The sequence below is a fragment of the Emergencia sp. 1XD21-10 genome (genome assembly GCF_009936045.1).
GTDB classification, from domain to species: Bacteria; Bacillota; Clostridia; order Peptostreptococcales; family Anaerovoracaceae; genus Senimuribacter; species Senimuribacter intestinalis.
Window position 1 is genome coordinate 73,883 of sequence record NZ_QWEQ01000013.1, and the last position, 25,389, is coordinate 99,271.

At 39.2% G+C, this 25,389-nt stretch carries 23 protein-coding genes; 8 read left to right on the plus strand and 15 right to left on the minus strand.

What is annotated here, in order from left to right:
- Positions 1-14: 14 nt before the first annotated feature.
- The 13 genes from D1151_RS09785 to rpmH form a co-directional block, all read right to left on the minus strand.
- Positions 15-1,763: a DHH family phosphoesterase gene (locus D1151_RS09785; RefSeq protein ID WP_161908781.1), complete on the minus strand. Its 1,749-nt coding sequence runs from the start codon at positions 1,761-1,763 to the stop codon at positions 15-17.
- 138 nt (positions 1,764-1,901) lie between these two features.
- On the minus strand, positions 1,902-2,426 hold the full coding sequence (locus tag D1151_RS09790; RefSeq protein WP_160200995.1) for a SprT-like domain-containing protein: 525 nt from the start codon (positions 2,424-2,426) through the stop codon (positions 1,902-1,904).
- A 74-nt stretch (positions 2,427-2,500) separates the two neighbouring features.
- Positions 2,501-3,403 (minus strand): ParB/RepB/Spo0J family partition protein, encoded by a 903-nt coding sequence (locus tag D1151_RS09795; protein WP_161908782.1) that lies wholly within the window; start codon positions 3,401-3,403, stop codon positions 2,501-2,503.
- Complete coding sequence (locus tag D1151_RS09800; protein WP_160200997.1) at positions 3,403-4,176, minus strand: ParA family protein; 774 nt, start codon at positions 4,174-4,176, stop codon at positions 3,403-3,405. Before D1151_RS09800 ends, D1151_RS09795 begins: the two co-directional genes overlap by 1 nt.
- 103 nt (positions 4,177-4,279) lie before the next feature.
- A complete protein-coding gene (locus D1151_RS09805; protein ID WP_160200998.1) occupies positions 4,280-5,062 on the minus strand; it encodes a ParB/RepB/Spo0J family partition protein in 783 nt (260 codons plus the stop codon).
- Between the two features lie 88 nt (positions 5,063-5,150).
- Complete coding sequence (gene rsmG / locus D1151_RS09810) at positions 5,151-5,855, minus strand: 16S rRNA (guanine(527)-N(7))-methyltransferase RsmG (protein WP_161908783.1); 705 nt, start codon at positions 5,853-5,855, stop codon at positions 5,151-5,153.
- A gap of 1 nt (position 5,856) precedes the next feature.
- Complete coding sequence (mnmG, locus tag D1151_RS09815) at positions 5,857-7,737, minus strand: tRNA uridine-5-carboxymethylaminomethyl(34) synthesis enzyme MnmG (RefSeq protein ID WP_160201000.1); 1,881 nt, start codon at positions 7,735-7,737, stop codon at positions 5,857-5,859.
- Positions 7,738-7,749: 12 nt separating this feature from the next.
- The gene (gene mnmE / locus D1151_RS09820) at positions 7,750-9,120 is read right to left on the minus strand and encodes a tRNA uridine-5-carboxymethylaminomethyl(34) synthesis GTPase MnmE (RefSeq protein ID WP_161908784.1); all 1,371 of its coding nucleotides are present in this window, start codon (positions 9,118-9,120) and stop codon (positions 7,750-7,752) included.
- Between the two features lie 47 nt (positions 9,121-9,167).
- The gene (jag, locus tag D1151_RS09825) at positions 9,168-9,989 is read right to left on the minus strand and encodes an RNA-binding cell elongation regulator Jag/EloR (protein WP_161908785.1); all 822 of its coding nucleotides are present in this window, start codon (positions 9,987-9,989) and stop codon (positions 9,168-9,170) included.
- An 8-nt stretch (positions 9,990-9,997) separates the two neighbouring features.
- Positions 9,998-10,702: a YidC/Oxa1 family membrane protein insertase gene (locus D1151_RS09830; protein WP_160201003.1), complete on the minus strand. Its 705-nt coding sequence runs from the start codon at positions 10,700-10,702 to the stop codon at positions 9,998-10,000.
- A gap of 13 nt (positions 10,703-10,715) precedes the next feature.
- Positions 10,716-10,946, minus strand: coding sequence for a membrane protein insertion efficiency factor YidD (gene yidD / locus D1151_RS09835; RefSeq protein ID WP_160201004.1), 231 nt, complete (start codon positions 10,944-10,946; stop codon positions 10,716-10,718).
- The gene (gene rnpA, locus D1151_RS09840) at positions 10,943-11,284 is read right to left on the minus strand and encodes a ribonuclease P protein component (RefSeq protein WP_161908786.1); all 342 of its coding nucleotides are present in this window, start codon (positions 11,282-11,284) and stop codon (positions 10,943-10,945) included. The genes yidD and rnpA overlap by 4 nt, the downstream gene beginning before the upstream one ends.
- A 7-nt stretch (positions 11,285-11,291) precedes the next feature.
- Positions 11,292-11,426, minus strand: coding sequence for a 50S ribosomal protein L34 (gene rpmH, locus D1151_RS09845; RefSeq protein WP_160201006.1), 135 nt, complete (start codon positions 11,424-11,426; stop codon positions 11,292-11,294).
- A 285-nt stretch (positions 11,427-11,711) separates the two neighbouring features.
- On the opposite strand from rpmH, the gene dnaA reads away from it, so the two are divergent.
- The 7 genes from dnaA (at position 11,712) to D1151_RS09880 (ending at position 21,585) form a co-directional block, all read left to right on the plus strand.
- On the plus strand, positions 11,712-13,049 hold the full coding sequence (gene dnaA, locus D1151_RS09850; protein WP_160201007.1) for a chromosomal replication initiator protein DnaA: 1,338 nt from the start codon (positions 11,712-11,714) through the stop codon (positions 13,047-13,049).
- A gap of 145 nt (positions 13,050-13,194) precedes the next feature.
- Positions 13,195-14,310: a DNA polymerase III subunit beta gene (gene dnaN, locus D1151_RS09855; RefSeq protein ID WP_161908787.1), complete on the plus strand. Its 1,116-nt coding sequence runs from the start codon at positions 13,195-13,197 to the stop codon at positions 14,308-14,310.
- A 2-nt stretch (positions 14,311-14,312) separates the two neighbouring features.
- Positions 14,313-15,410 (plus strand): DNA replication/repair protein RecF, encoded by a 1,098-nt coding sequence (gene recF / locus D1151_RS09860; RefSeq protein ID WP_161908788.1) that lies wholly within the window; start codon positions 14,313-14,315, stop codon positions 15,408-15,410.
- 205 nt (positions 15,411-15,615) lie between these two features.
- A complete protein-coding gene (gene gyrB / locus D1151_RS09865) occupies positions 15,616-17,547 on the plus strand; it encodes a DNA topoisomerase (ATP-hydrolyzing) subunit B (RefSeq protein ID WP_160201010.1) in 1,932 nt (643 codons plus the stop codon).
- A 17-nt stretch (positions 17,548-17,564) separates the two neighbouring features.
- Positions 17,565-20,072 (plus strand): DNA gyrase subunit A, encoded by a 2,508-nt coding sequence (gyrA, locus tag D1151_RS09870; protein WP_161908789.1) that lies wholly within the window; start codon positions 17,565-17,567, stop codon positions 20,070-20,072.
- A 383-nt stretch (positions 20,073-20,455) separates the two neighbouring features.
- Positions 20,456-20,854 carry an ATP-binding protein gene (locus D1151_RS09875; protein WP_160201012.1) on the plus strand — a complete coding sequence of 133 codons (399 nt, stop codon included), beginning with the start codon at positions 20,456-20,458 and terminating at the stop codon, positions 20,852-20,854.
- Positions 20,851-21,585, plus strand: a complete 735-nt coding sequence (locus tag D1151_RS09880) for a sigma-70 family RNA polymerase sigma factor (RefSeq protein ID WP_160201013.1) — start codon at positions 20,851-20,853, stop codon at positions 21,583-21,585. Before D1151_RS09875 ends, D1151_RS09880 begins: the two co-directional genes overlap by 4 nt.
- Positions 21,586-21,626: 41 nt before the next feature.
- Here D1151_RS09880 and D1151_RS09885 read toward each other — a convergent pair whose 3' ends face one another.
- Both D1151_RS09885 and D1151_RS09890 read right to left on the minus strand, forming a co-directional pair.
- A complete protein-coding gene (locus D1151_RS09885; protein ID WP_161908790.1) occupies positions 21,627-22,355 on the minus strand; it encodes an aspartate/glutamate racemase family protein in 729 nt (242 codons plus the stop codon).
- Between the two features lie 11 nt (positions 22,356-22,366).
- On the minus strand, positions 22,367-23,455 hold the full coding sequence (locus D1151_RS09890) for a DUF917 family protein (RefSeq protein ID WP_161908791.1): 1,089 nt from the start codon (positions 23,453-23,455) through the stop codon (positions 22,367-22,369).
- 215 nt (positions 23,456-23,670) lie between these two features.
- Here D1151_RS09890 and D1151_RS09895 point away from each other — a divergent pair, with 215 nt between their 5' ends.
- Positions 23,671-25,377 carry an OPT/YSL family transporter gene (locus D1151_RS09895; protein ID WP_243151196.1) on the plus strand — a complete coding sequence of 569 codons (1,707 nt, stop codon included), beginning with the start codon at positions 23,671-23,673 and terminating at the stop codon, positions 25,375-25,377.
- Positions 25,378-25,389: the final 12 nt, after the last annotated feature.

Here is a 25,389-nt window from a genome sequence, read left to right on the forward strand (position 1 = left end):
CTTTATCTCTCCTTTTATTTTAGTAATTCCAACACTTTCTCTATAACTTCCTCAGGGCTGCCGTCCACCTGCGCACCCGCCGTGGTTAGATGTCCGCCCCCGCCCAGTTTTTCCATAATTACTTGTACGTTGATTTCCCCCAAAGATCTGGCGCTTATTACTGTTTTTCCCTGTGAAGTTCTTCCTGCCACAAAGGAAGCTTTAATGTCCTTGATAGTCAAAAGCTCATCTGCAACCTGAGAATTTACTACCTGCGCATCTTCATTGCAGCCTTCACAGATGGAGGTTGCAACGCCTTTTTCGTGAAAGTCCGCAGCTGCAATACACTTTGCACGAATCTTAAATGCCTCCAGATCAGTCTGGAAAAATCGCTTTACTTCTGCAGTGTCTGCGCCGGATCGTCTGAGCCATGCCGCAGCCTCAAAAGTTCTGACGCCGGTCTTTACAGCAAAGCGGTTAGTATCGATTGTCATTCCTGCAAGGAGCGCTTCTGCCTCCAGCTTAATAAGTGTTTTCTTTGGCGCTGCATACTGCAGAATCTCGCTGACCAGCTCTGCTGTTGAAGAAGCGTAGGATTCAATATAGGACAAAATCGGATTTTCCACATAATCCTCTGCTTTTCTGTGATGATCGATAACCACAATTCGCTCTGTCATTGTAAGCAAATTTCTGTTTTCAACATAACTAGGTCTATGGGTATCTACTATAATCAACAGCGTGTCTTCATCAGCCAGGCTTTCAGCTTTTTTGTTGTTAACAAAAATATAATTATCGCTTTCTTTAGCCTGCTCATAAATTTCCTGCAAAGATCCTATCACTTCGTCAAGAAGAATATATGCAGTTCTGCCGCACATAGCGCACAGTCTGTGAATGCCCAGCGCCGAGCCAAAGCAGTCCATATCCGGGTGAACATGACCCATGATGATCACTTTCTTTGACTGCTCAATCAGCTGTTTCAATGCATGGGCGATAACTCTGGATTTTCCTTTGTTTCCCTTCTCTACAGTCTGCATTTTCCCGCCATAATACTCGATTTTGCTGACACGTTTAATGACAGCCTGATCGCCTCCGCGTCCTCGTGCAAGATCCATAGCGGCTCTGGAGTATTCCTCTGTGGTAATCAGGTTCTTTCCTCCAACGCCTACCCCGATACTCAGACTCATCGGAAAATCCGCTTCCGTCTCAATCTGTCTAATCTCGTCCAAAATACCAAACTTATTTTCGATAATATTCTCTAAATGAGAATACTGGCAGTACATGACATACTGTGAATTGTTCAGTTTGTTGATAGAGCCTTCGTTTTTGGCAGCCCACTGACGAATCACACTATCGGCAGCAGCGGTAATGCGCATCCGCATTTCTGGCAGAGTGCTGGCCTCAAACTCATCGTAATTATCTATAACGATTCTAAGCACGCATACGCGTTCATCGTTATACCGATCTTTCAAATTCTCAAAGTTGGTTATATCATAGAAAAATACCAAAAGGTTCGCGTCCTCTTCCCCACTTTCTCTACTGATAATCAGCTTAAATTGCTTCCCGTTTCTTTCCAGAAAGAAGTGTGTTCCCTCGTCCACCTTGCTATATAAATCAGAGGTCTTTATTCCGGTTAAGGCAAAAAAGTCCGCATCTTCAATTCCGTCATAAATAAACACATCTCCGATGTGCTCATTGGCGCTTACCACTTTCCCTTTACTGTTAATAATGCAGACAGGTAAAGGTATTTTAGATGAAATTTCTTTTTCAAACAAAATTTTTGCCATTTCTCGTCCCTCTTTTTAGCGCATAAAACCAGTGCAATATACATTAATATATCACATTAGCTGGTTTTCTTCGTGTTGTTTCTGTGATAATTCCCTAGGGATTACTCATAGGGTTTACAGTATAGTATACCACATTTTCTAAATTTGGTCTACCTCTAATGCACCACCGCACTTTGCACACCGGTATTTTTGCGGTTCATCCACGACCCTGCTTTTTCTCATACGATAGCTGGTACTACCGCATCTTTTGCAGCGAATACAATATTTATAATGAACCCTTTGCTCCGCTGCCGGAGTTGTTATTCCCAGCTCTTCTGAGGTGCTCATTCTTTGTATGTGGTATCCGTATGTCTGATTCACCATTTTAGCCAGTTTTTTCCATTTTGTTCCATGGTTGAAGCAGCCTGGACAGGTGTGGAGCAACTCATGAAGGATGACCTGCTTCAAAGCTTTATCTCTGGCATCTGCTAGCGCAGTGGAAATCTCAATTCGGAAAACCTGTCCAAGACCTTTTTTCTCTACCTTGCAGCAGCCAAGTCTCTTTTTGGCCCTGTGGTTCGCTTTAATTTCCAGTATTTTACTTGAAGGTTTAATACCTATGCTGCGCAGTTCTTCCTCTGCCTCTTTCATCAACACTCTGATTCTATGTTCAAATTCTATCATACTCTTCATCCTGATATAGCAAAATGCCTCTTGCTTCAAGAGGCATTTCCTTGATGTTTCATGTGAAACAAATATTATAATTCCACAGATTTCAATAATTCTATTAAACGATTTAATTCTTCCGCACTATAATACTCTAATTCAATCTTTCCTTTTTTCCCTTTTTGCTCGATGGAAACTCTAGTGCCGAAAATGTTTTTTAGTTCATTCTCTACGTGAACCGTATCTGCACCCTTCACTTTTTTTACAGGTCGCTTCTTTGGTTTTCCCGCAGCCTGTACCAACTGCTCTATCTTACGAACAGACAGTCCTTCTTCTATTATTTTTCTGCAAAGCTCTGCCTGCAACTTTTTATCGCTTATCGAAATGAGCGCTCTTGCATGTCCGGTTGAAATTTTTCCTTCCGTTACCAAATCCTGAATCTGAGGCGGCAGTTTTAAAAGACGCAGCGCATTGGTAATGTACGGTCTGCTTTTGCTGACACTTTTGGAAACTTCCTCCTGCGTCAAGCCGTAGGTTTTAATCATCTGATTCAGTCCTTCCGCTTCCTCAATCGGATTCAGATCTTCACGCTGCATATTCTCTATAATTGCAATGAGCATATTCTCTTCATCGTTAAACTTACGAATCAGACATGGGACTTCTTTCAGTGCTGCTTTTCTGGCAGCTCGCCATCTTCTTTCACCGGCAACAATCTCATACCCAGTACTGCTCTTTCTAACTACCAGTGGCTGAATGATTCCATGTTCTAAAATTGAATCAGACAGCTCGCTGATTTTTTCCTCATTGAATACCTTTCGTGGTTGATTTTCGTTGGGTTTGATATCATTAATATTAATATATACTACTGCGTTTTCTTCATCTGCCATAGTAGGTGCTTTCACAGTCTCTTCTGGCTGCACCACTGGCGCCTGATCAGCAAACAGCGCATCAAGTCCTCTTCCCAGTCCCCTGTTCTTTGTCTTTCCTGATGCCATTATTTATTTTCCTCCCACTCCAGAAATTCTTCCGCAAAGTCACGATATGCTTCTGCTCCCTTAGATTTTGGGTCATACTCTGTAATTGCCATACCGAAACTAGGTGCTTCTGCCAGTCTGATGTTTCTAGGAATTACTGTTGAATAAACTTTAGAGCCGAAATACTTCTTTACTTCCTGTACAACCTGAATAGATAAATTTGTTCTGCCGTCGAACATACTTAAAATAACTCCTTCAATTTCCAGGGAAGTATTGAGGCTCTTTTTTACAAGTTCAATTGTATTCACCAGCTGACTTACACCTTCCAGCGCATAAAACTCACACTGAATTGGAATCAGCACACTTTCTACAGCTGTCAACGAGTTTATCGTCAAAAGTCCCAGCGATGGGGGGCAGTCGATAAAGATATAGTCATAGAAGTCCTTAACCTTCTCTATCGCTTTTCGCAGACGTCTTTCTCTGCCTTCCAGGGCTACCATTTCAATTTCTGCACCAACTAAATCAATGCTGGCCGGAATAATATCCAGATTTTCTATATTCGTATGAATAATCGCTTTGCGGGTGTCAAAGTTATCTTCAATGAGCAGGTCATATACCGTATAAGGTAAATCCTTTTTAGAAATACCGATTCCGCTGGTAGTATTTCCCTGCGGGTCTATATCCAGCATTAGGATTTTCTTATCTTTCAGCGCCAAACTTGCACCTAAATTGATATTGGTTGTAGTCTTACCTACGCCACCCTTCTGATTAAATATTGCAATTGCTTTTCCCAATGTTTTTCCTCCTGCAAAGAATGTACTATAGACATTATATATGATTCGCTGCAATTTTGCTACTGTTTTACGAAAAAAAATCAATGATGTTTCACGTGAAACATCATTGATTTTTTGGTATCACGATTTTTAGTTCTATATATGCACCCTTATCCTCTTCTGTCATCTTAGAATTCTCCTCCATATCGTGAATTTGTGCAAAAGCTTTTCGAATTGTGTTAGTATAAATTTTATAGCTGATATAATTAATTTTTCTTCTGTTCCTATATTCTGCTTCATCTTTTGTCAGATAATCATCAATCAGTTTTTCTGTCTGCTTTACATTGAGATTGTGACTGATTACCCTTTGAAGAATTTTTTCTCGAATTACTGAATCCTCTATTTTAAGCAGCGCTCTGGCGTGTCGTTCCGTCAGCTTTGCTTCAATCAGCTTTTGCTGTATATCAGGTGGAAGCGTAAGGATTCTCAATTTGTTAGAAATTGTAGACTGGCGCTTTCCAATCTTCTCAGAAAGTTCTCCTTGTGTCAGACCAAAATCCTCGATCAGTTTTCTATAAGCATAAGCTTCTTCTATGTAGCTGAGATTCTCTCTTTGAACATTTTCTACTACCGCAATCAATGCTGTATCCTTATCGTCGAAGTCTTTAATTAGAGCTGGTATCTTCGTGAGCCCTGCAAGCTTTGCAGCACGAAGTCTTCTCTCCCCTGCAATAAGAAAAAAAGACCCACTTTTATCTTTTTTGACAATTATCGGCTGCAATACCCCATATTCAGCAATAGAATTTTTAAGATCGTTCAATTCCTCTTCCGCAAAATGCTTTCTCGGTTGCTCCGGATTGGCTCTGATAGAACCTATGGGCAGTTCTACACTTTTCCTTTGTAACATATAATCCCCCTTTCTTTTCCTAATAACAGCATACCATGTTTTCCAGGGAAATGTAGAAAAAATGCCCAACAAAAAAACCCATATTCTATCACAATATGGGCTCTTTCACCGGAGTTCCTGCTTTTCTAGGATATTTCGCAGGAGTATCTTTAATCTTTTCAATTACGACTATATTATGTTCGTATCCTTCCAGCGGCGTTGATTCTATTCGTATAATTTTTCCGCCAAGTATTTTAATAGCTTTTTCCGCATTCTTCAGTTCCTCTTCTGCATCAGGTCCTTTATATGCAAGGAGATATCCACCCTTTCTGATAAAAGGAAGACAATATTCTGCAAGTACTGCCATATTAGCAACAGCTCTGGAAACACAAAGATCAAATCGCGCCCTGTAATTCTTATTTCTTGCTAGCTCTTCTGCTCTTCCATGAATCGTTTCAACATTATATATTCCCAGCTTGCCAGTCAAATCGTCGATTACTTTCAATCTTTTGTTCAGAGAATCCGCCAAAAGGAACCCCTTATCAGGACTAACGATAGAAAGGGGTACACCCGGAAACCCTGCTCCTGTCCCTACATCTATGATGCTCTCACTGTTTTGGTATTCTGGAAAACCAACGCAAAGTATGGAATCGACCAAATGCTTTACTATAAATTCATCTCTGTCTTTAATCGCAGTCAGATTAATCTTTTCGTTCCATTCCAAAATGCCTTCCATATAGCCGACAAATTTCTCTTCCATATCCTGTTCCCATGGAATCTGCAATTGTTCAAATGCTTCAGTTAATGCTTTCATATTATGCTTTCTTTCTTCTAATCTTTTCTAAATAAACTAAAATTACATTAATATCTGCCGGGGATACACCGGAAATGCGAGATGCCTGCCCTACTGATCTAGGTTTCAGCTGGTTCAGCTTCTGCACTGCTTCCAGACGAAGTCCTTCAATGTCAGTATAGTCTAGTTTCTCATCAAGGGCCTTATTCTCAAGTTTTTTAAACTTTTCAATCTGCGCCATTTGCTTGGCAATATATCCTTCATATTTGATCTGCACTTCCAGCTGAGTCTTTGCATGAGAAGTCAGCACTCTTCGAGAAAAATCTATCACTGCCATATTTTCATAGGTTACTTCTGGCCGTTTCAGAAGTTCTGCCAAAGTTGCCTTATTCTGCAGCGGTGCGCTGCCTACACTTTCTAAAAAGGCATTCGCATCTTTCGGATAAATATAAGTCGTTTCCATTCTCTGACGTTCTTCTTCAACGATTCTCTTCTTTTCGAGAAATTTGTCATATCTTTCTTTATCTGCCAATCCTAACCTGTAAGATTTTTCCGTTAAACGCAAATCTGCATTGTCTTGCCTCAAAACCAGCCTATATTCCGCTCTGCTGGTCATAATTCTGTAAGGTTCATTTGTACCTTTAGTCACGAGATCGTCGATGAGAACGCCAATATAAGCCTCACTTCTGTCCAGAACAAGCGGTTCTTTTCCATTTATTTCCAAGGAAGCGTTGATTCCCGCCAACAATCCCTGTGCAGCTGCTTCCTCATAACCGGAACTTCCATTAAACTGGCCAGCGCAAAATAAATTCTTAATCATTCTATTTTCTAAATTAGGCTTTAAATCAAGTGGGTCAATGCAATCATATTCAATTGCATAAGCAGGTCTTGTTATAATAATATTTTCAAGTCCTGGTATAGTATGATAAAATTTCTCTTGTACATCTTCAGGTAAACTGGAAGACATACCTTGGATATACATTTCTTCAGTATCCAGTCCCTCTGGCTCAATAAATGTCTGATGTCTCTCTTTATCTGCAAACCTGTTAATTTTATCTTCGATAGATGGACAATATCTAGGTCCTACACCTTCTATTTGTCCTCCAAATAAAGCAGATCGATGAAAGTTATTTCGAATTACAGTATGGGTTTCTTCATTGGTGTAAGTGAGCCAGCAAGAAACCTGTTCTTTTTCCAGTTCATCGTTCATAAAAGAAAAAGGTACAATTCTTTCATCGCCTTTCTGTTCTGTCATCTTTGTATAATCAAAGGTAGAAGCAAGCGCTCTTGCCGGTGTTCCGGTTTTGAATCTGCGCAGCTTCATGCCATGTTTTTTCAGATTATCTGCCAGCTCTATAGAAGGTGCGAGTCCATTTGGACCGCTTGCATAAGCGCTGTCTCCAATAAAAATTTTACCGCGCAAGAACGTGCCTGTAGCCAGCACCACTGCCTTCGCCTTATAATATGTATGCGTCATTGTAACTACACCGCATACTTTTCCCTCTTCTATGATCAAATCCACAATTTCAGCCTGCTTTACATGCAGATTTTCCTGCTGTTCTATGGTTTTCTTCATTTCGGTATGATATCTATGTTTATCAGCCTGCGCACGCAGCGAGTGCACCGCCGGTCCTTTTGCTGTATTTAACATTCTGCTTTGTATAAAGGTTTTATCAATATTTTTTCCCATTTCGCCGCCAAGAGCATCAATTTCTCGAACCAAGTGACCTTTACCAGTTCCTCCAATAGATGGATTGCAAGGCATCATGGCGATTGCTTCCAGATTAATGGTAAACAGCATTGTGCGATTACCCATACGTGCAGAAGCCAGTGCAGCTTCACATCCTGCGTGACCTGCACCAACAACAATAATATCGTATTCACCCATAAATACTTGTTCCATATTTCTCCTAACTTACTTTCCTAAACAAAATCTTGAAAAAACTTCATTGATAATATCATCCTGAACTGTCTCGCCTATAATCTCACCAAGAGATGCGTAGGCGCTGTTAATGTCAATTTCAATAAACTCTAAAGCCTCTCCCATCTGTGTCATATTAATAGCATCACCCAAAGATTTTTCAGCTTTAACCAAAATATCTTTATGTCTTACATTAGTTACGATGAGACTATTATTTTGACTCACCTTTCCATCATACACCATAGAAACAATTTTTTCTTCGATGTCACCGATTCCCTCTTGCGTTTCCATAGAAGTTTTCATCACATAAGCATTTGGTAAAATGTCTCTAACTGCACTTTCATCAATTTTCGCAGGGAGATCAATTTTATTTAAAACTACAATTGTTTTCTTTTCATCAATTTGCTCCATAATTTCTCTGTCTTCCGCAGAAAAATCTTTACTGCAGTCTAAAATGAAAATAACTAAATCGGCTTGATTGAAAGACTCCTTTGATTTTTCAATACCAATTTGCTCTATAATATCACTGGTTTCTCTGATGCCGGCGGTATCGGTCAGTCTTACAGGGATTCCCTTTACACTGAGATACTCTTCAATGGTATCTCTGGTAGTTCCAGGAATTTCAGTTACAATAGCTCTGGACTCACGAAGAAGACTATTCATCAGTGAAGATTTTCCAACGTTAGGTTTTCCTATAATTGCTACTGCAAGTCCATCCTTTATCATTCTTCCTGTTTCTGCGCTTGCCAGCAAACGATTCACTTCAGATTTTACTTCTATTAAATCCTTTTCTAACTTTTCATAAGTAATTTCTTCGATATCCTCATCAGGATAATCTATATTGACTGTGACATTTACTAAAATATCTACCAGTTTTTTTCTAATCTCTTTAATGGTACCAGAAAATACGCCTTCCAGCTGATTCATTGCAACATCAAAGGTCTTATCGGTCTTTGCGCGAATCACATCGATAACAGCCTCTGCCTGAGACAAATCCAGACGACCATTTAAAAATGCACGCTTGGTAAACTCTCCCGGCTCTGCCATTCTTGCACCACTTTGCAGTACCAGTTCCAAAGTCTTGCGCAGCGGCACCATGCCACCATGGCAGTTGATTTCTACCACATCCTCTGTAGTATAGGTCTTTGGACCTTTCATATAGACACAAAGTACTTCATCTATGATACTATTTGTCTGTGGATTTAGTATATGTCCATAGGACATTTTTCTATTTTCTAAGGATTCAGGATGTGCAGGACGAAATACACGTCTTAATATATTATAAGCATGTTCTCCACTGATTCTGATAATTCCAATACCGCCCTCTCCTGGTGCGGTTGCAATTGCAGCAATTGTATCTTCCATTTATTTCTCCTTGAAAAAAGAAGCCCGCATCTGCTGCGGGCTATAAATTATTTGAGCTCAATGATAACCCTTCTGTACGGATCTTGTCCCTCGCTTCTTGTTGTAACGCGGGAATTATGCTGAAGAGTTGCATGAATAACCTTACGTTCATAAGGATTCATCGGTTCAAGTCTTACACTTCTCTTAGTTTTTACTACTTTGTCGGCAAGTCTATTTGCTAATTTTTCGAGAGTCTTTTCTCTTTTAGCTCTGTAATTCTCTGCATCGACAACGACTCTAATGTAGTTTTCTGTATCTTTATTTACAACCAGACTTGTTAAATACTGAATTGCATCAAGGGTTTGTCCTCTTTTACCGATGATGGTACCAGAGTCTTTACCCTGAATATCAATAAATACATTTTCTTCATTTGCTCTTGCAGATATTTCAATTTCTAAACCCATCTGCTCTGTTACTTCATAAAGAAATTCCAGGGCGATATGATTTTCTACGGGAAAAAGTTCTCCTGCTTCTTTTTCTACAGAAGATTTTCTCTCAGGTCTTGCCTTTTTTTCAGTCTTCTCAGTTTTTGGCGCTTTTCTCGCCTCAGCCTTTGGTTTTTTGATTTCTTCAGAAGCCGGTTTCTTTACTTCAGAAACTACTTCTTTTACAGCAGGCTTTTCTTTTGGTTCTTCTACCGGTTTCTTCTTCTCAACTCTGACTAATGCCAGTTTAGAACCAATTCCAAAAAAACCTCTGGAAGGTTCTTCTAAAACCTTTACATCAACTTCGTCTATGGTCAATTTGAGTTCATCCAATGCCAGCTTTACAGCTGTTTCCACATCGGTTCCCCATTTTTCCGAAAACTCCATATTAATTTTTTCCTCCATAGCTCTTACTACTTCTTTTTCTTTTTGTTATTTTTTTTATTTTCTTTCAGAGCCTTTCTAAGCATGTTAAAACGCAAATTAAAGAAAATCTGAATAAACTGACTCATAAACCAGTAAATTGCAAGCCCAGAAGGATAAGATCTTGCTAACCATACAATCATAATCGGGAAGAAGTACTTCATCATGTTAGTCATGAAGTTACCTCCAGCCATCTGATTAGGATTGGTCTGCTGATTCATCCAGAAAGAGAAGAAAGTAGCAATACCAGCCGCTATTGGCAAAATCCACAAATCAGGCTGACTTAGATCTTTAATCCACAAAAATGGTTCATGTATTGCAAAATACATACTTTCATCCGAAATAAAAATCATAGGGTTTCTGAGCAGTGCAAAGAGTCCCATAATGATAATCATCTGCACAATCATAGGCAGACAACCGCTCATAGGGTTAAAACCTTCCTCTTTGTAAAGCTCTGCCATCTTTTCATTCAGAACTTCTTTTTGATTTGCATATCTCCTCTGAAGCTCCTGAATCTTTGGCTGCATTTCAGCCATACCCGCAGTCGAAAAAATCTGTTTCTTATACACTGGATAAAGGGCAATTTTCACGATTAAGGTAACAATAATCAAACAAATGCCGTAATTTCCAATGATATTATACAGCTGCGTCAGAAGCCATCCCAAAGGAGTAGCTAATATGTTAAAGATAAACATTAAATTTCCTCCGTTATTTTAAAGGGTCATAGCCGCCGGGATTTCCCGGATGACACTTTAAAATTCGTTTTATTCCTAAGTAACTACCTTTGATTGCCCCGTATTTTTGCAGAGCCTGTATAAAATAGGTGGAGCAAGTAGGATAAAACCTACAGGTAGGCGGAAACAAGGGCGAAATACATTTCTGATATACCCGAATCAGGAAAATCATGATTCCTTTAAAAAATCTGCTGATATATTTCATGCTTTTTTCGTTACCCCGGTTCTTTTCAGTGCTGATTCTAAAGACTTCTTCACATCTTGGCACTTAGCGTTGACAATAGTATTTCTAGCAATAAAAATCAAATCATAGCCTTCCGGAATTCTAAAATCTGTCAGTCTAAAACTTTCTTTCATTAAACGTCTGGCTCTATTTCTTTTGACACTATTGCCAACTTTCTTGCTAGCTAAAAAAGCTTTTCTGGTGTAGGGAAGGTTATTTTTTCTGTAAAAAACGACCACATATCTGTCCCCTACAGATTTACCTCTATTATAAATAGACGTAAAGTCACTTTTTCTTCTTAAAACATTTTTTTTAAGCATTTCAAAATTAAGCAGTTAATTTTTTTCTGCCTTTTGCTCTTCTTCTCTTAAGAACGTTTCTGCCATTCTTGGTGCTCATTCTTTTTCTGAAGCCGTGCTCTTTCATTCTCTGTCTTTTTTTAGGCTGATAAGTCTGTTTCATTGGTTTTACCTCCTTATAAATTGTAAACTCATACGCAATCTAAATTCCAATATGCGCACATATGCCCTACTATTATACTTACAAAGGCTTGGCTTGTCAATGATTTTGTCTTTTTTTGTTCTTAAATTGCCATGCTGCTATATAAAAACAGGTATGTGCGTAAAATTATCCACAAGATATGGATAACTATATGGAAATTTTATTTTTCAACCTTTTAAATTTGTACTTGTATATGGATAACTTATTAGGTACAATAAAACTACACCATGAAATTGAGGGCAGAAAATGAAAAGTATATGGAATCAAGTTTTAAATATCATTGAAGAAAATACAACATCAATCAGCTATAATACCTGGTTTAAACCACTTAAAATCAACAACATTGACAAAAATGTAAAAATCGTCTATTTAGAAACCGATGAAGATTTCATTATCAAAGTTTTAAAAGACCGTTATTTACAGCTGATTGAGTCCAGTTTCAAAACTGTAACCGGAGAAGAATACCGCGTTGTAATCAAAAATAGCAGCGACTATGAATCCAGTAAGGAGGAGGCTCCGCAGCAGCCAGTTTTAATGGATCCAAAGCTGCGCAAGCAGAAAATTTTTAATCCAAGATACACCTTTGATAATTTTGTTGTAGGCGGCAGCAATAAGTATGCCCATGCAGCAGCCCTTGCCGTTGCCGAATCTCCATCGGAAGCATATAACCCGCTGTTCATCTATGGCGGTTCCGGACTTGGAAAAACGCATCTGATGAATGCTATTGGTATTTATCTTCTGGAAAACAACGAGAATCTCAACGTTCTCTACGTATCTTCCGAGATGTTTACCAATGAGTTTATCAAGGCGCTGGGAGAAAACAAAACCAGAGAATTTAAAAACAAATACAGAAAAGTCGATGTTCTTCTCATCGATGATATTCAGTTCCTGGAGGGAAAAGATACCATGCAGGAAGAATTCTTCCATACCTTTAATTCTCTGTATGATCTAAATAAGCAGATTGTCATTTCCAGTGACCGGGCGCCGAATAAACTGGACAAACTGGAAGAACGACTGAGATCCAGATTTATGTGGAACCTGATTGCTGATTTACAGCCGGCTGACTATGAAACCAGAGTTGCAATTTTAATGAAAAAAGCAGAAAATGCCAACATTGAAATGGACGACGAATTATACGAAGTCATTTGTCTCATCGCTGAAAAAATCAAAGATAACATCAGAGAACTGGAAGGTGCCTTTAATAGAATCGTTAGTTTTTCCACCCTTATGGAAGAAAAAATCGATAAAACCTTTGCAAAAAGAATTCTCAAGGACATCATTCAAAACAACGGAACCAGTCCTACTCCTGAGAAAATCAAAACAATTGTCAGCAGATACTTTAAAATCAAGGTTTCTGATATGGAGAGCTCTAAGAGAACCAGCAATATTGCATTTCCAAGACAGATTGCCATGTATCTCTGTAGAGAATTAACCGATTATTCCCTTCCTAAGATTGGAAATCTCTTTGGCGGCAGACACTACACTACAGTTATGCATGCCTGTGACAAAATTCAGGATGAAATAAAAAGCAATGAATCAGTCAAAGAAATTATAGAAAACCTAAAAAAGGATATTTCTGAATAACTTTTACAGCTTATCCACAAATTTTTAACTTTAAATTTTTAAGATATTGCAAGGGGCAGAAAAGTTATCCACAGAATCCACAGCCCCTACTACTATTACTACTAAATTAATATAAGAAAAAGATGGCATTTCGGAGGTTTTAAGTATGAAATTCACATGCAACCAATCAGTTCTCACCAAAGCATTAAATATCGTGTCCAAAGCGGTCACATCGAGAACCACTATTCCAATTTTAAAAGGTATCCTTTTAGAAGTATCTGATAACGGCACATTAAAAATGTCAGCCTCAGATTTAGATATTACGATAGAAGAAACAATTGAAGTTGAAAACACCGAAAGCGGTTCCATTGTAGTACAGTCAAAACTTTTTGGCGATATTATCAGAAAGCTTCCTAATGCCGATGTCAGTGTGGAACAGGAAGAAGGAAATGTAATCATCAAATGCATGAATTCTCAGTTCAGTATCATAGGTCTTTCTCCTGATGAATTTCCAAATATAAAAGATATAGAAGAAAATCAAGACAATATCGTATTCAATAAAACAATTTTAAAAGAGATGATTAGAAAAACATCTTTTGCTGCCAGCATTGATGAATCAAAAGGTGTTATTACAGGTATTCTTATTGAGCTTTTAGCAGATGGTATAAACATGGTTGCAATCGATGGCTACAGAATGGCAATCACCAGAGAAGCTATGATTAATAAAGAAGAAAAGAACGTCATTATTTCTGCAAAAATTATGAACGAAATCAGTAAGATTTTAAGTGATGCATCAGAAGAAGATGAAAATGTAAAACTTTTCATGAGTGATAAAAAAGCTATCTTTATGATTGGCAGCGTAAAGGTTGTCCTCAGACTTCTTGACGGTGAGTTCATCAAATACAAGGATGTGCTTCCAAAAGACAATAAAATAAAAGTGAAAGTCAACAAAGGAGATTTGATGGAAAGTATAGAAAGAGCTTCCTTGCTTTCTAAAGAAGGAAAGAACAATCTCATTAAAATGTCCATCAAAGATACCATCGTTACCATCACTTCTAAGTCTGAAGAGGGAAATGTAAAAGAAGAAGTTATCATTTCTAAAGAAGGAGAAGATTTGGATATCGGATTCAATGCAAAATATGTCCTCGACGTGATGAAATCTATCGATGATGAAGAAGTATATATGTACTTCAACACACCAATTACCCCTTGCCTTGTAGAGCCAATTGAAGGGGAAGCATTTGAATACTTGATTCTTCCTGTTAGAATCACCAACAATTAATTATGTACATTAAAAATATAGAGTTAACTAATTTTAGAAATTATAACCATTTAAAAGTGGATTTTAATAAAAATGTAAATCTTTTCCTGGGTAATAACGCCCAGGGAAAGACTAATTTACTGGAAAGTATATACATTACTTCTATTGGTAAATCTTTTAGAACCAATAAGGACAGCGATCTTGTAAAATTTGATCAATCCATAGCAAAAGTTAAGGTAGAAGCTGAAAAAGAAGTCTTTGACACTTCTGTAGAAATTACCATTAAAAAAGACGCCAAGAAATCCATAAAAAAAGACGGCATCAATATCAAACGAACGTCTGAACTTCTTGAAAATATCCTGATTGTAATTTTTTCGCCGGAGGATTTGAAAATCGTCAAAGATGAGCCGGAAAAGAGAAGAAAGTTCATAGATAGAGAGCTTTGTCAGATACAACCTCTCTATTATGACAGCTTGACTAACTATAAGAAAACATTGGTTCAGCGAAACACTTATCTGAAAGAAGAAAATATAGATAGCAGCATTTTGGATTTGTGGGATACCCAGCTTGCTCATTACGGCGCACGAATCATTCATATTAGAGAAAAGTTCATCAAAAAAATCAGTAATTTCAGTGGAAAGATCCACAGCAGCATTACTAATGGAAAAGAGAGTCTTTTTCTGGAGTATAATCCTAATGTTGCATATATGGAATCGCTAGAAGATTTGGAAGGTTTTTTTTATGATGAAATCAAAAAAGCCTTTAAAAATGATTTTCGCCAGCGCACTACTACAAAAGGACCTCATAAAGATGATATTTCATTTTATGTCAATGGGATTGATATGAGAAGTTTTGGTTCTCAGGGTCAGCAGCGTACCTGTGCTCTTTCACTGAAGCTGGCTGAGCTGAATCTGATTAAAGAAGAAACCGAAGAAGATGCGATTCTGCTCCTTGACGATGTGATGAGTGAACTGGATATTGAAAGACAGGAATATCTAATCAAAACCTTGAAAAATAATCAGCTTTTTATTACTACGACTGATATTTCCGGTGAAATTTTAAAATCCTTTCCCGAAGCAAAAGTGATTTACATCGAGAAAGGGGAAATGAGAGAAAATTAAACCTATTAAGAATTACGATATATATCGACAGTTTTTAATAGGTTTTTTCGTACTAAATTAACGTTTCTGCGGCTTTTTTAATAGAGTTAAGGTGAAAATGATAAAATACACTTATTTTCTTGTAAAATCGCTTGTTTTAGTGTATAATGGAAAAAGCGCTTAAAATTAACAGAGAAAATAAAAATTGATATAAGGTGGGTGTAAGATGAGCAAAGAAGAGAAAAATCAAAATCAGTATGACGCCGCCCAAATTCAGGTACTGGAGGGTCTTGAAGCAGTTCGTAAAAGACCTGGTATGTACATAGGCAGTACCGGACCTAGAGGGCTCCATCATCTGGTATACGAAATTGTTGACAACAGTGTGGACGAAGCACTTGCTGGTTACTGTAAATCTATCAATGTAACCATTCAGAAAGATAATTCTATTATGGTAGAAGATGACGGTCGAGGTATGCCGGTTGATAATCACCCGAAACTTGGCATTCCAGCTGTGGAAGTTATTCATACAGTCCTTCATGCCGGCGGTAAATTCGGCGGAGGAGGATATAAGGTTTCCGGCGGTCTGCACGGTGTAGGTGCTTCCGTTGTTAATGCCCTTTCTACTAGAATGGAAGTAGAAGTTAAGAGAAACGGAAACATTTACAGACAGGAATATGAAAGAGGTAAAACTGTTGCACCTCTCGCAATCGTAGGGGAATCCAAGAAGACAGGTTCTAAGACAATTTTCTGGCCGGATCCTGAAATTTTTCAGGAAACTACAGAGTACGATTATGATACTCTGCAGCACAGACTTAGAGAAATGGCGTTCCTTAACAAGGGAATTAAGATTGTTCTTTCTGATGAAAGAGAAGGAAAGAAAAAGAAAGAAGTTTTCCATTATGAAGGCGGTCTGAAGGAATTTGTAAAGCATCTGAATAATAATAAAGATGCCCTCCATGAGGAAATCATCTATTTTGAAGTAAGCAAAAAGGATATGGAACTTGAAGTTGCCATGCAGTATACTGATCGGTATAACGAAATGGTTCTTTCTTATGCCAATAATATTAGTACTACAGAAGGCGGTACCCATATGGCAGGCTTCCGTACAGCGCTTACAAGAGTATTCAACGACTATGCAAGAAAAAATAAGATTTTAAAAGACAATGACGATTCCCTTGCCGGCGAAGACGTAAGAGAAGGTATTACAGCCATCGTATCTGTAAAACTGACAGAACCTCAGTTTGAAGGACAGACTAAGACAAAGCTGGGAAATACTGAGATGAGAGGTTTCGTAGAAACTTCTACCAGTGAAAATTTAACAGCTTTCCTTGAAGAAAATCCAACTCAGGCGAAAGTTATATTAGAAAAATGTCTCCGTGCATCAAGAGCCAGAGAAGCTGCAAGAAAAGCAAGAGAATTGACAAGACGAAAAAGTGCTCTTGACAGTATTGCTTTGCCAGGAAAACTAGCCGATTGTTCTGAAAAGGATCCGGCAAAGTCTGAGATTTTCTTAGTCGAGGGTGACTCCGCAGGTGGCAGCGCAAAGCAAGGTCGTGACAGATTGAGACAGGCTGTTCTTCCGCTTCGTGGTAAAATCTTAAATGTAGAAAAAGCAAGACTGGACAAGATTTTAAATTCTGATGAAATCAAGAATATGATTACTGCGTTTGGCTGTGGTATCGGCAACGAATTTGATGAAAACAAGCTGAGATATCACAAAATTATCATCATGACCGATGCCGACGTCGACGGTGCGCACATCAGAACGCTGTTGCTGACTTTCTTCTTCAGATATATGACGCCATTGATCGAAGGTGGTTATGTTTATGCTGCAAAACCGCCGCTTTTCCTGACAAAAAGAGGCAAAGAGGTTTACTATACGTACAGTGAACCTGAGCAGGACAGACTGATGGCAAAGCTGAAGGAAGACGGAAAAGCAGGTAAAATAGACATTCAGAGATACAAGGGTCTTGGTGAAATGGACTTCCATCAGCTTTGGGAAACCACGATGGACTACAATAACAGAACCTTAATTCAGATTACCATCGACGATGCTGCAGCTGCAGACGAAGTATTTACAGTGTTGATGGGAGATAAGGTTCCGCCTAGAAAGAAATTTATCGAAGATAATGCACACTTAGCAGAACTTGACATTTAAGAAAGGAGGGCAAAAATATGAATACATTATTAGAAGATACAAAATTAGAACAGCATGAGATATCTAAAGAAATGAAAAAATCCTACATCGACTACTCCATGAGTGTTATTGTAGGACGTGCCCTTCCTGATGTCAGAGACGGACTGAAGCCGGTTCACAGAAGAATTCTTTACGGTATGAGCCAGCTGGGCGTTACACCGGATAAACCGCATAAAAAATCCGCCCGTATTGTCGGTGAAGTAATGGGTAAATATCACCCACACGGCGATAGCTCTATTTACGATGCTATGGTAAGACTGGCACAAGATTTTTCTACCAGATATATGTTGGTAGATGGTCACGGAAACTTCGGTTCCGTCGATGGTGACGGCGCCGCTGCAATGCGTTATACAGAAGCAAGAATGACGCCGTTTTCTCTGCAGATGATCAGGGATATTGAAAAAGAAACGGTAAACTTTGTAGATAATTTTGACGGTGAAGAAAAAGAACCAGTAGTGCTGCCAAGTAGATTTCCTAACCTTTTAGTAAATGGTTCCAACGGTATCGCCGTAGGTATGGCAACTTCCATTCCGCCGCATAATCTCAGTGAAGTCATCGATGCTACAGTAGAGTTGATTGATAACGAAGAAGCAACTGTAGAAGATTTGATGAAATATGTCAAAGGACCAGATTTTCCAACGGGTGCGACTATCCTTGGAAAGAACGGCGTAAGAGAAGCCTACAAAACCGGTATCGGTAAGGTAAAGGTTCGTTCCTGTTGCGAAATTGAAGAAACTGATAGAGGGCGTTCACAAATTATTGTAACGGAAATTCCTTATCAGGTAAACAAAGCTAGACTCATCGAAAAGATGGCAGAACTTGTAAAGGATAAGAGAATCGAAGGCATTTCTGCAATCCGAGATGAATCCAATCGTAACGGTATGCGTATCGTCATCGAACTGAAGAGAGATGCAAATCCTCAGATTACGCTGAACAGATTATATAAGCATACACAGCTGCAGGAAAGCTACAGCATGATTATGATTGCTTTGGTAGACGGTCGTCCAAAGGTTCTTAATCTCTATGACATTATTTCAGAGTACTTGAAATTCCAGAAGGAAGTTGTAACCAGAAGAACTCAATTTGACCTGAAAAAAGCCGAAGCCAGAGCCCACATCTTAGAAGGTCTGCGTATCGCTCTTGATAATATTGATGAAATTATTAAAATCATCAGAAGCGCATATAATGACGCAAGAGAAAAGTTGATGGAACGTTTCGGACTTTCAGAAATTCAGGCTCAGGCAATTTTGGATATGAGACTTGCCAGACTGCAAGGACTGGAAAGAGAAAAAATCGACAAAGAGTATGCTGAGCTGATGGAAAGAATCGCTTACTTTAATTCGCTGCTTGCTGATGAAAAACTGCTCATGGGTGTTGTAAAAGATGAACTTCTGGAAATCAAAGAAAAATACGGTGATGACAGAAGAACCAAGATGGTTGCAGATGTAGATGAATTTGACGATGAAGACTTAGTTGCAGAAGAAAAAGTAGCGATTACTTTGACGCATCTTGGATATATCAAGAGAGTTCCGGCTGACACCTATAAAGCACAGAGACGTGGCGGTAAGGGCATTACAGGCATTACGACCAGAGAAAACGACTTTGTAAAAGACCTGATTATGACCTCTACTCACGACTATCTCATGTTCTTTACCAATACAGGAAAAGCGCATAAGATTAAAGCATTTGAAATTCCAGAAGCGACAAGAACAGCTAAGGGTACGCCGGCTGTCAACTTCCTGAATCTGATGCAGAGAGAAAGAATTACAGCAATTATTCCGGTACAGGAATTTGCAGATGATAAATTCCTCATTGCTGTAACTAAGAACGGTACGATTAAGAAGACACCGCTTTCTCAGTTTGATACGCAGAGAAAGACTGGTCTTATTGCTATCAACTTAAAGGATGACGACCAGTTAATCGGTATCAAAGAAACTACTGGAAGCAACAATGTAATCATAGTAACCAAAAATGGTAAATGTATCTGCTTCTCTGAAGAAGATGTAAGAAGCATGGGTAGAATTGCCGGTGGTGTTCGTGCAATTAAGCTTGAAAAAGATGATGAAGTTGTAGCAATGGAACTTGTTGAACCGGGTCAGGAGCTGCTGGTAGTAACAGAAAATGGTTACGGTAAAAGAACTCCTGTAGAAGACTATAAGATTCAGGTGCGCGGCGGTAAAGGTCTTTTGACTTATGATAAATCCAAGTTCAAAAAGACCGGTGCTCTTATCGGTGCAATGGTTGTCGATGAAGATGACGAAGCTCTGATGATTAATTCAGATGGAATCATCATCAGAATCAGAGCTGGAGAAGTATCCAAACTGGGCAGAGCAACCCAGGGTGTAAAGATTATGAAGGTCGAAGACGAAGTAAAAATTGTCGCTATGGCAAAAGTAATCAAAGAAGATGAGGAAGAGGAAGTAAAAGAAAAACCTGCAAAGGAAGAAGCACCGAAAGAAGACGGTGACGAACAGCTTACTCTGTAATTAAAAATAAAAGGCTGTCGCACAGTTTAAAGATTCGTTTAGATGGAGCGACAGCTTTCTTCTTTTTGGCGCTGCACATCGTTTCTTTTCACTTATATTTTTCTGTACATATTTTGGAGGATTTTGTCGATAATATGCACTCCTGTGTGCATATTTTAAGAAAAAATGCCTTTAATATGCACATTTGCGCAGCTAAGAACTAAAAAAGCTGCCGAATGAACAATGAAATTGCCTTTCAACAGCTTTGACTGTAAATATTTTTGAAAGTTTTTAAAAAAATATGCAGAGCGTTATGCATATTTTTGGGATTTTTTGCGAATATATGTACATTCACAGCCAGTTATTGGATTTATAAAAATTATGCTGATAGAGGAGTTATTTAAATGGATCAGTTAAAATTTACAATACCGGGAAAACCGGAATATCTGACAATGCTGCGTCTTGCAATCAGCTCGGTAGCAGTAACTGCAGGCTTTGATCTTGATGGAGCTGAAGATATAAAAACAGCTGTATCGGAGGCTTGCAAACTGGTATCCTGCCATGGTTTTGACGGATTTTCCGACAAGTACGAACTGCAATGCAGCGTAGAGGAAGGGAGGATTGAAATCATCATAGAAGACAGATGTGAAAATCATACCCTTGAAAAACTGCATAAACCTTGCAAAAACTGCCCAACTGAAGGAAATATCGGTGTTTATGTTATTCAAACACTGATGAATGAAGTAGAAATTAATGTTTTAGAGAACGGACAAAAGTCAATAAAAATGGTGAAATATTTATGATGGAACAAGAATTGTTTATCAAATACAAAGACAATCCCACCAGAGAACTTCGTAACGAAATTGTAGAAAAACATCTTTACATGGTAGACATTCTGATTCGGAAATATCTAGGAAAAGGCGTAGAATATGACGATCTTTATCAGGTTGGCGCTCTTGCTCTTGTTTCTGCTGTGGAGCGCTTTGATCCGGAAAAAGGATATGAGTTCAGCTCTTTTGCAACACCAACTATTTTGGGAGAAATCAAAAAATATTTCCGGGACAAGCAATGGAGTTTAAAGGTTCCCCGCCGCCTGAAAGAGATTGCCGCGAAGGTGCAGGAAACTAAGGAAACACTTTACACGGAGTATCATCGTAAACCGACGGTGGAAGAAATCAGCAAGGCTACAGGCTTTTCAAAGGAGCAGATTATCGAGGCACAGGAAAGTTCCCAGGCTTACGGTACTTATTCTCTTGATAAAACCTTTGATGACATGGGAGAAGATGGGGAAAGTCCGCTTCTCGAAAAGTATGCCGGTTTTGTGGAAAAAGGCTATGAACGGATTGAAATCTCTGAGATTATCAAAAAGGTCATGGCTACTTTCAGTGAGCAGCAGCTTTACATATGCAAGCAGCGGTTTATCCATAACCGCTCTCAAGCAGAAATTGCAAAGGCTCTCGGCGTTTCCCAGATGACCGTGTCGCGGGCTGAGAAAAATATTATCAGCCGGTTTCAGGAGGAACTGAAACACTAGAAAAGAGCCGCATAAATTTGCGGCTCTTTAAGGTTTTGTATTTACAGCCTTAAAATTTTAGCTGAAGCAATCTGTGGACTGATAGAAACGGAATTGTCATATCCCAGCATAACCATAGTTTCCAGGAATTTTATAGCATTTGCCATGGGTTCGATAACGGTTATATTTATGTGCTCCTCTTTCAGCCTTGCATTGAGGGTATTTGCAATATAAAACATTCCAGTACATCCCAGGCAAACTGCCTTGATGCCGTAATCGTCAGACATTTTTTTGCAGATAGAAAGCAGTCTGTCTATCAGGAAATTCGCCTGTTCACGAATATCGTTTACTTCTAAATCAACAGGGATAATAGAGGCGATATGGTCCAGCATACCTATTTGCTTTGCCTTTCGTTCTTCGTGAATAATTCCCGCTGTGTCGGTGGTAATAATACCAATTTTATCTGCGAGAATCAGCGCAGAATGTATTGCCGCCTGATATGGACCGATAACGGGAGTAATGGCAAGTTCTCTGCAAGCAGATACGCCCGGATCATCAAAGCAATTCACATATATGCCATCGTAGGATTTACTCAGCGTTTTTACCAGATTTACAGTTTGCCAGCCGTTGTAAATATCCTGTAAATCCGATTCAATAGAAGTGTATCCTTGCGGAATTTGTGCAAATTCGATGACTGTATCTGGATGAAGATAGGGCTGAAGATATGAAAGAATATCAGTTTTTTTGTTCTCATATTCCGCAGTCACAGGGATTAAAAATAAAAGTTTCATCAGCGCTCCTCTCAATCAATATAAATTTCATCAATATATTTTTGCATTTCGATATTTAGAATGTTTTCGATTCTCTGATATACGTCTCGGTATAAAAGACCTTTTCCAAGCAGCATATGCTCTTTTGATGCGGCAACTACTGTAATATTGCAGCCATTTTCAATTTGTGCAGTAGTCAGAATTTCTCCCGTTTGTGTATCTATCGTTGTAATCAAATCAGGGAACGTTTGCAGCCTTTCCCCATTTTTATCAACGGCCATATATTCATTAAAAAAGTATAGCTGATATTTGTCGTTTTCGCTGCAAACTGTAAAAGAACCATGATCCAACGCGTTTTCAGTGCAGAGAGTGTGATTCTCTACCCTGCCCTGGCAAATTATATTTCCTTCTACTACGGAACATGCTGCTGCAATCTTTTCTTCCACTGTTTTTCCAGTTAAATATGCTTCGCCCAGTCTGTATGCTAAATCATATGCTCCCGTTGCACCGGAAGTTTCAAGCCATGACGGAGCGACAGGATTTCTTGCGACAGCTATAGCGCCGCCTGCCTTTGCTGCGGCGTTTCTGATCAGGTCAGAGGTAGTTTCTATGGAGCCGGTTAAAAGTACTTCAACATATGTATTGGTAGATTCTCTGCCACCAGCCCCAGCTTGCACCGTGATATTTTTATCACCTTTCTCAAGACCCAGAGATCCCATAATCCCAAAGGGATGTGCTCTGCCGTCACAGGCAGAATTAATGACGGGAATATTTAAGCGAGCAGCTGGAATAAAGGGCTCAAAAGAAGATGAAGCACCCATTTCGCAGGGAATAAAACCTATAATTTTTTTCTTTTCCTGAGATTGAATTAGATAAAGAATTTTTTCGTAAACGTCCTCTGAATAGTAAGCGGTATCCGATGCGGGAGAGCCAACGCCGGATATGGTAAGAATGACGCCTTCCTTTTCGCTGACTTCGGAAAGGGGAATAATCTGCACTTCTCCCAATTCCAAAGCGCGCCTTGCGGTTGAAAGACCTTCACGAATATCTCCGCCACCGCCTCCGCCGAGAAAGAGACTTCCGATTGCAATTTTCTTAACATCTTCAAGATTTACTAACATATTAGTGGTACCTCCATGTAATAATGCAAGTACCGGAATTACACACTGCCAGTATACTGGGTTCAGAGGCGAAAGTCAACCTATATTTTTTGAAATTTCAAAAAGTCCTTGACACCAAATCGAAGCCATGATACATTAAATTTAGTTAAAATGTCAATATTCATAATGTTCTCGTTAGCAGTTTGATTTGTGAATCAAAACAAAAGGAGAAAGTTATGAATAACACAGAAAGTAAGCAGAACAATATTCTGCTTGAGGAACAAAAAGAAATTGACAGACATAAGATTACTGCAGATCAGATGCCAAAAGTAAAAGAGCCTGCAGTTTTTGTTGTTGCTATTATTGTTGCGATTCTCGGGTGTATTGTAGGACTTCAGGTACAGATTCATACAGGTACTACACCAGATACATCTATTGTCGGCGCTATTTTTGCTATTCTTATTGCGCAAATTCCTCTCAGATGGCTAAAACCTTTTAAAAACATTCACCGGCAGAATCTGGTACAGACGACGATTTCCGGTGCGACGTTTGCTTCTGCAAATTGTATGTTCTTAACTATGGGTATCCCTGTTATCATGGGATGGCCGCAGTTGATGGTTCCTATGTTAATTGGTGCAACTCTTGCCACTATTGTGGATGCAACGATTTTATACAAGTCCTTTGGATCTCCAATGTTTCCGGCTGAAGGTGCGTGGCCTCCGGGAATTGCTGTAGCCGAATCTATTTATGCTATGGCTGACAAAGGAAAACGAGCGCTTTTGCTGCTTGTAGGTTCTGTTGCCGGATGGATTGGTGCAATGATTGGAATTCCAATGGATTTAGTTGGAGTAGTATGGGTTGGAAGTTTAGTAGCGATGGGTGCTTTTGGTGTAGGTGCTTTGTTGAAAGGTATTTTATCTACGAACGAATTTTCTCTCACCTTTGCAGGTCACACCGGAACTTTTGCAACAGATATTTTCGGATCGGATTTCTCATTTGCCGACAGCGTTTCTCTTTCCTATCTTGGTCATGGCGCGATGATTGGTGCCGGAATTATTTCTTTATTGCAGTGTGCACGAATTTTATTTAAAAAAGAAGAAAATGGAACTTCTGCCGCATCCAGATTCGGAACAAGTCTCAGTGATATGAAAAACGCTTTGAGCAAAGGCTTTATTGCATATATTGTTATTGCAATCGGTCTTGCAATTGCGACAGGTCTGTACTATGAAATGGGTATAGTGAAGCTAATCGCATGGGTCATCTTTGCTGCAGTCGCAGCGTTGGTATCTGAGCTTATCGTAGGTGTTTCCGCGATGCATTCAGGCTGGTTTCCGGGATTTGCTACTGCACTGCTATTTTTGATTATTGGTATGATGATTGGCTTCCCTACACTGCCGCTGGCAATTCTTGCAGGATTTACAGCTGCTACAGGTCCGGCTTTCTCTGATATGGGAAACGATTTAAAGGCAGGATGGATATTGCGTGGTAAAGGCGCAGATATGGAGTTAGAAAAAGTAGGAAGAAAACAGCAGTACTATGCAGAATTGCTCGGGTTTGGCGTTGCCTTTGTCATGGTAGCAATTTTTGCGAAGGGTTATTTCAATCAGGGTATGTTTGCGCCGATTAACTTTGTTTATCAGTCGACTATTGAAGCGGGATCTACCGTTGAAGTAATGAAGTGGCTTGCGATTTGGGCAATTCCAGGTGCACTGATTCAGCTTTTGGGCGGAAATCATCAGGCAGGAATTCTGTTTGCAACTGGTTTTTTGGTTGGATGGACTGAGGCCGGTGTTGTCATTCTGATTGCAATTTCAATCAGAGCGATTGTTATCCATAAAAATCCTGAAAGAGACAGCATTTTTGCAATCCTTGGCGCAGGTGCTCTTGTGGGATCCGCGCTTCGGGATTTCTCCACTTCCATGCTTGGATTATTTAAGAAATAGGTTGCCGCAAGG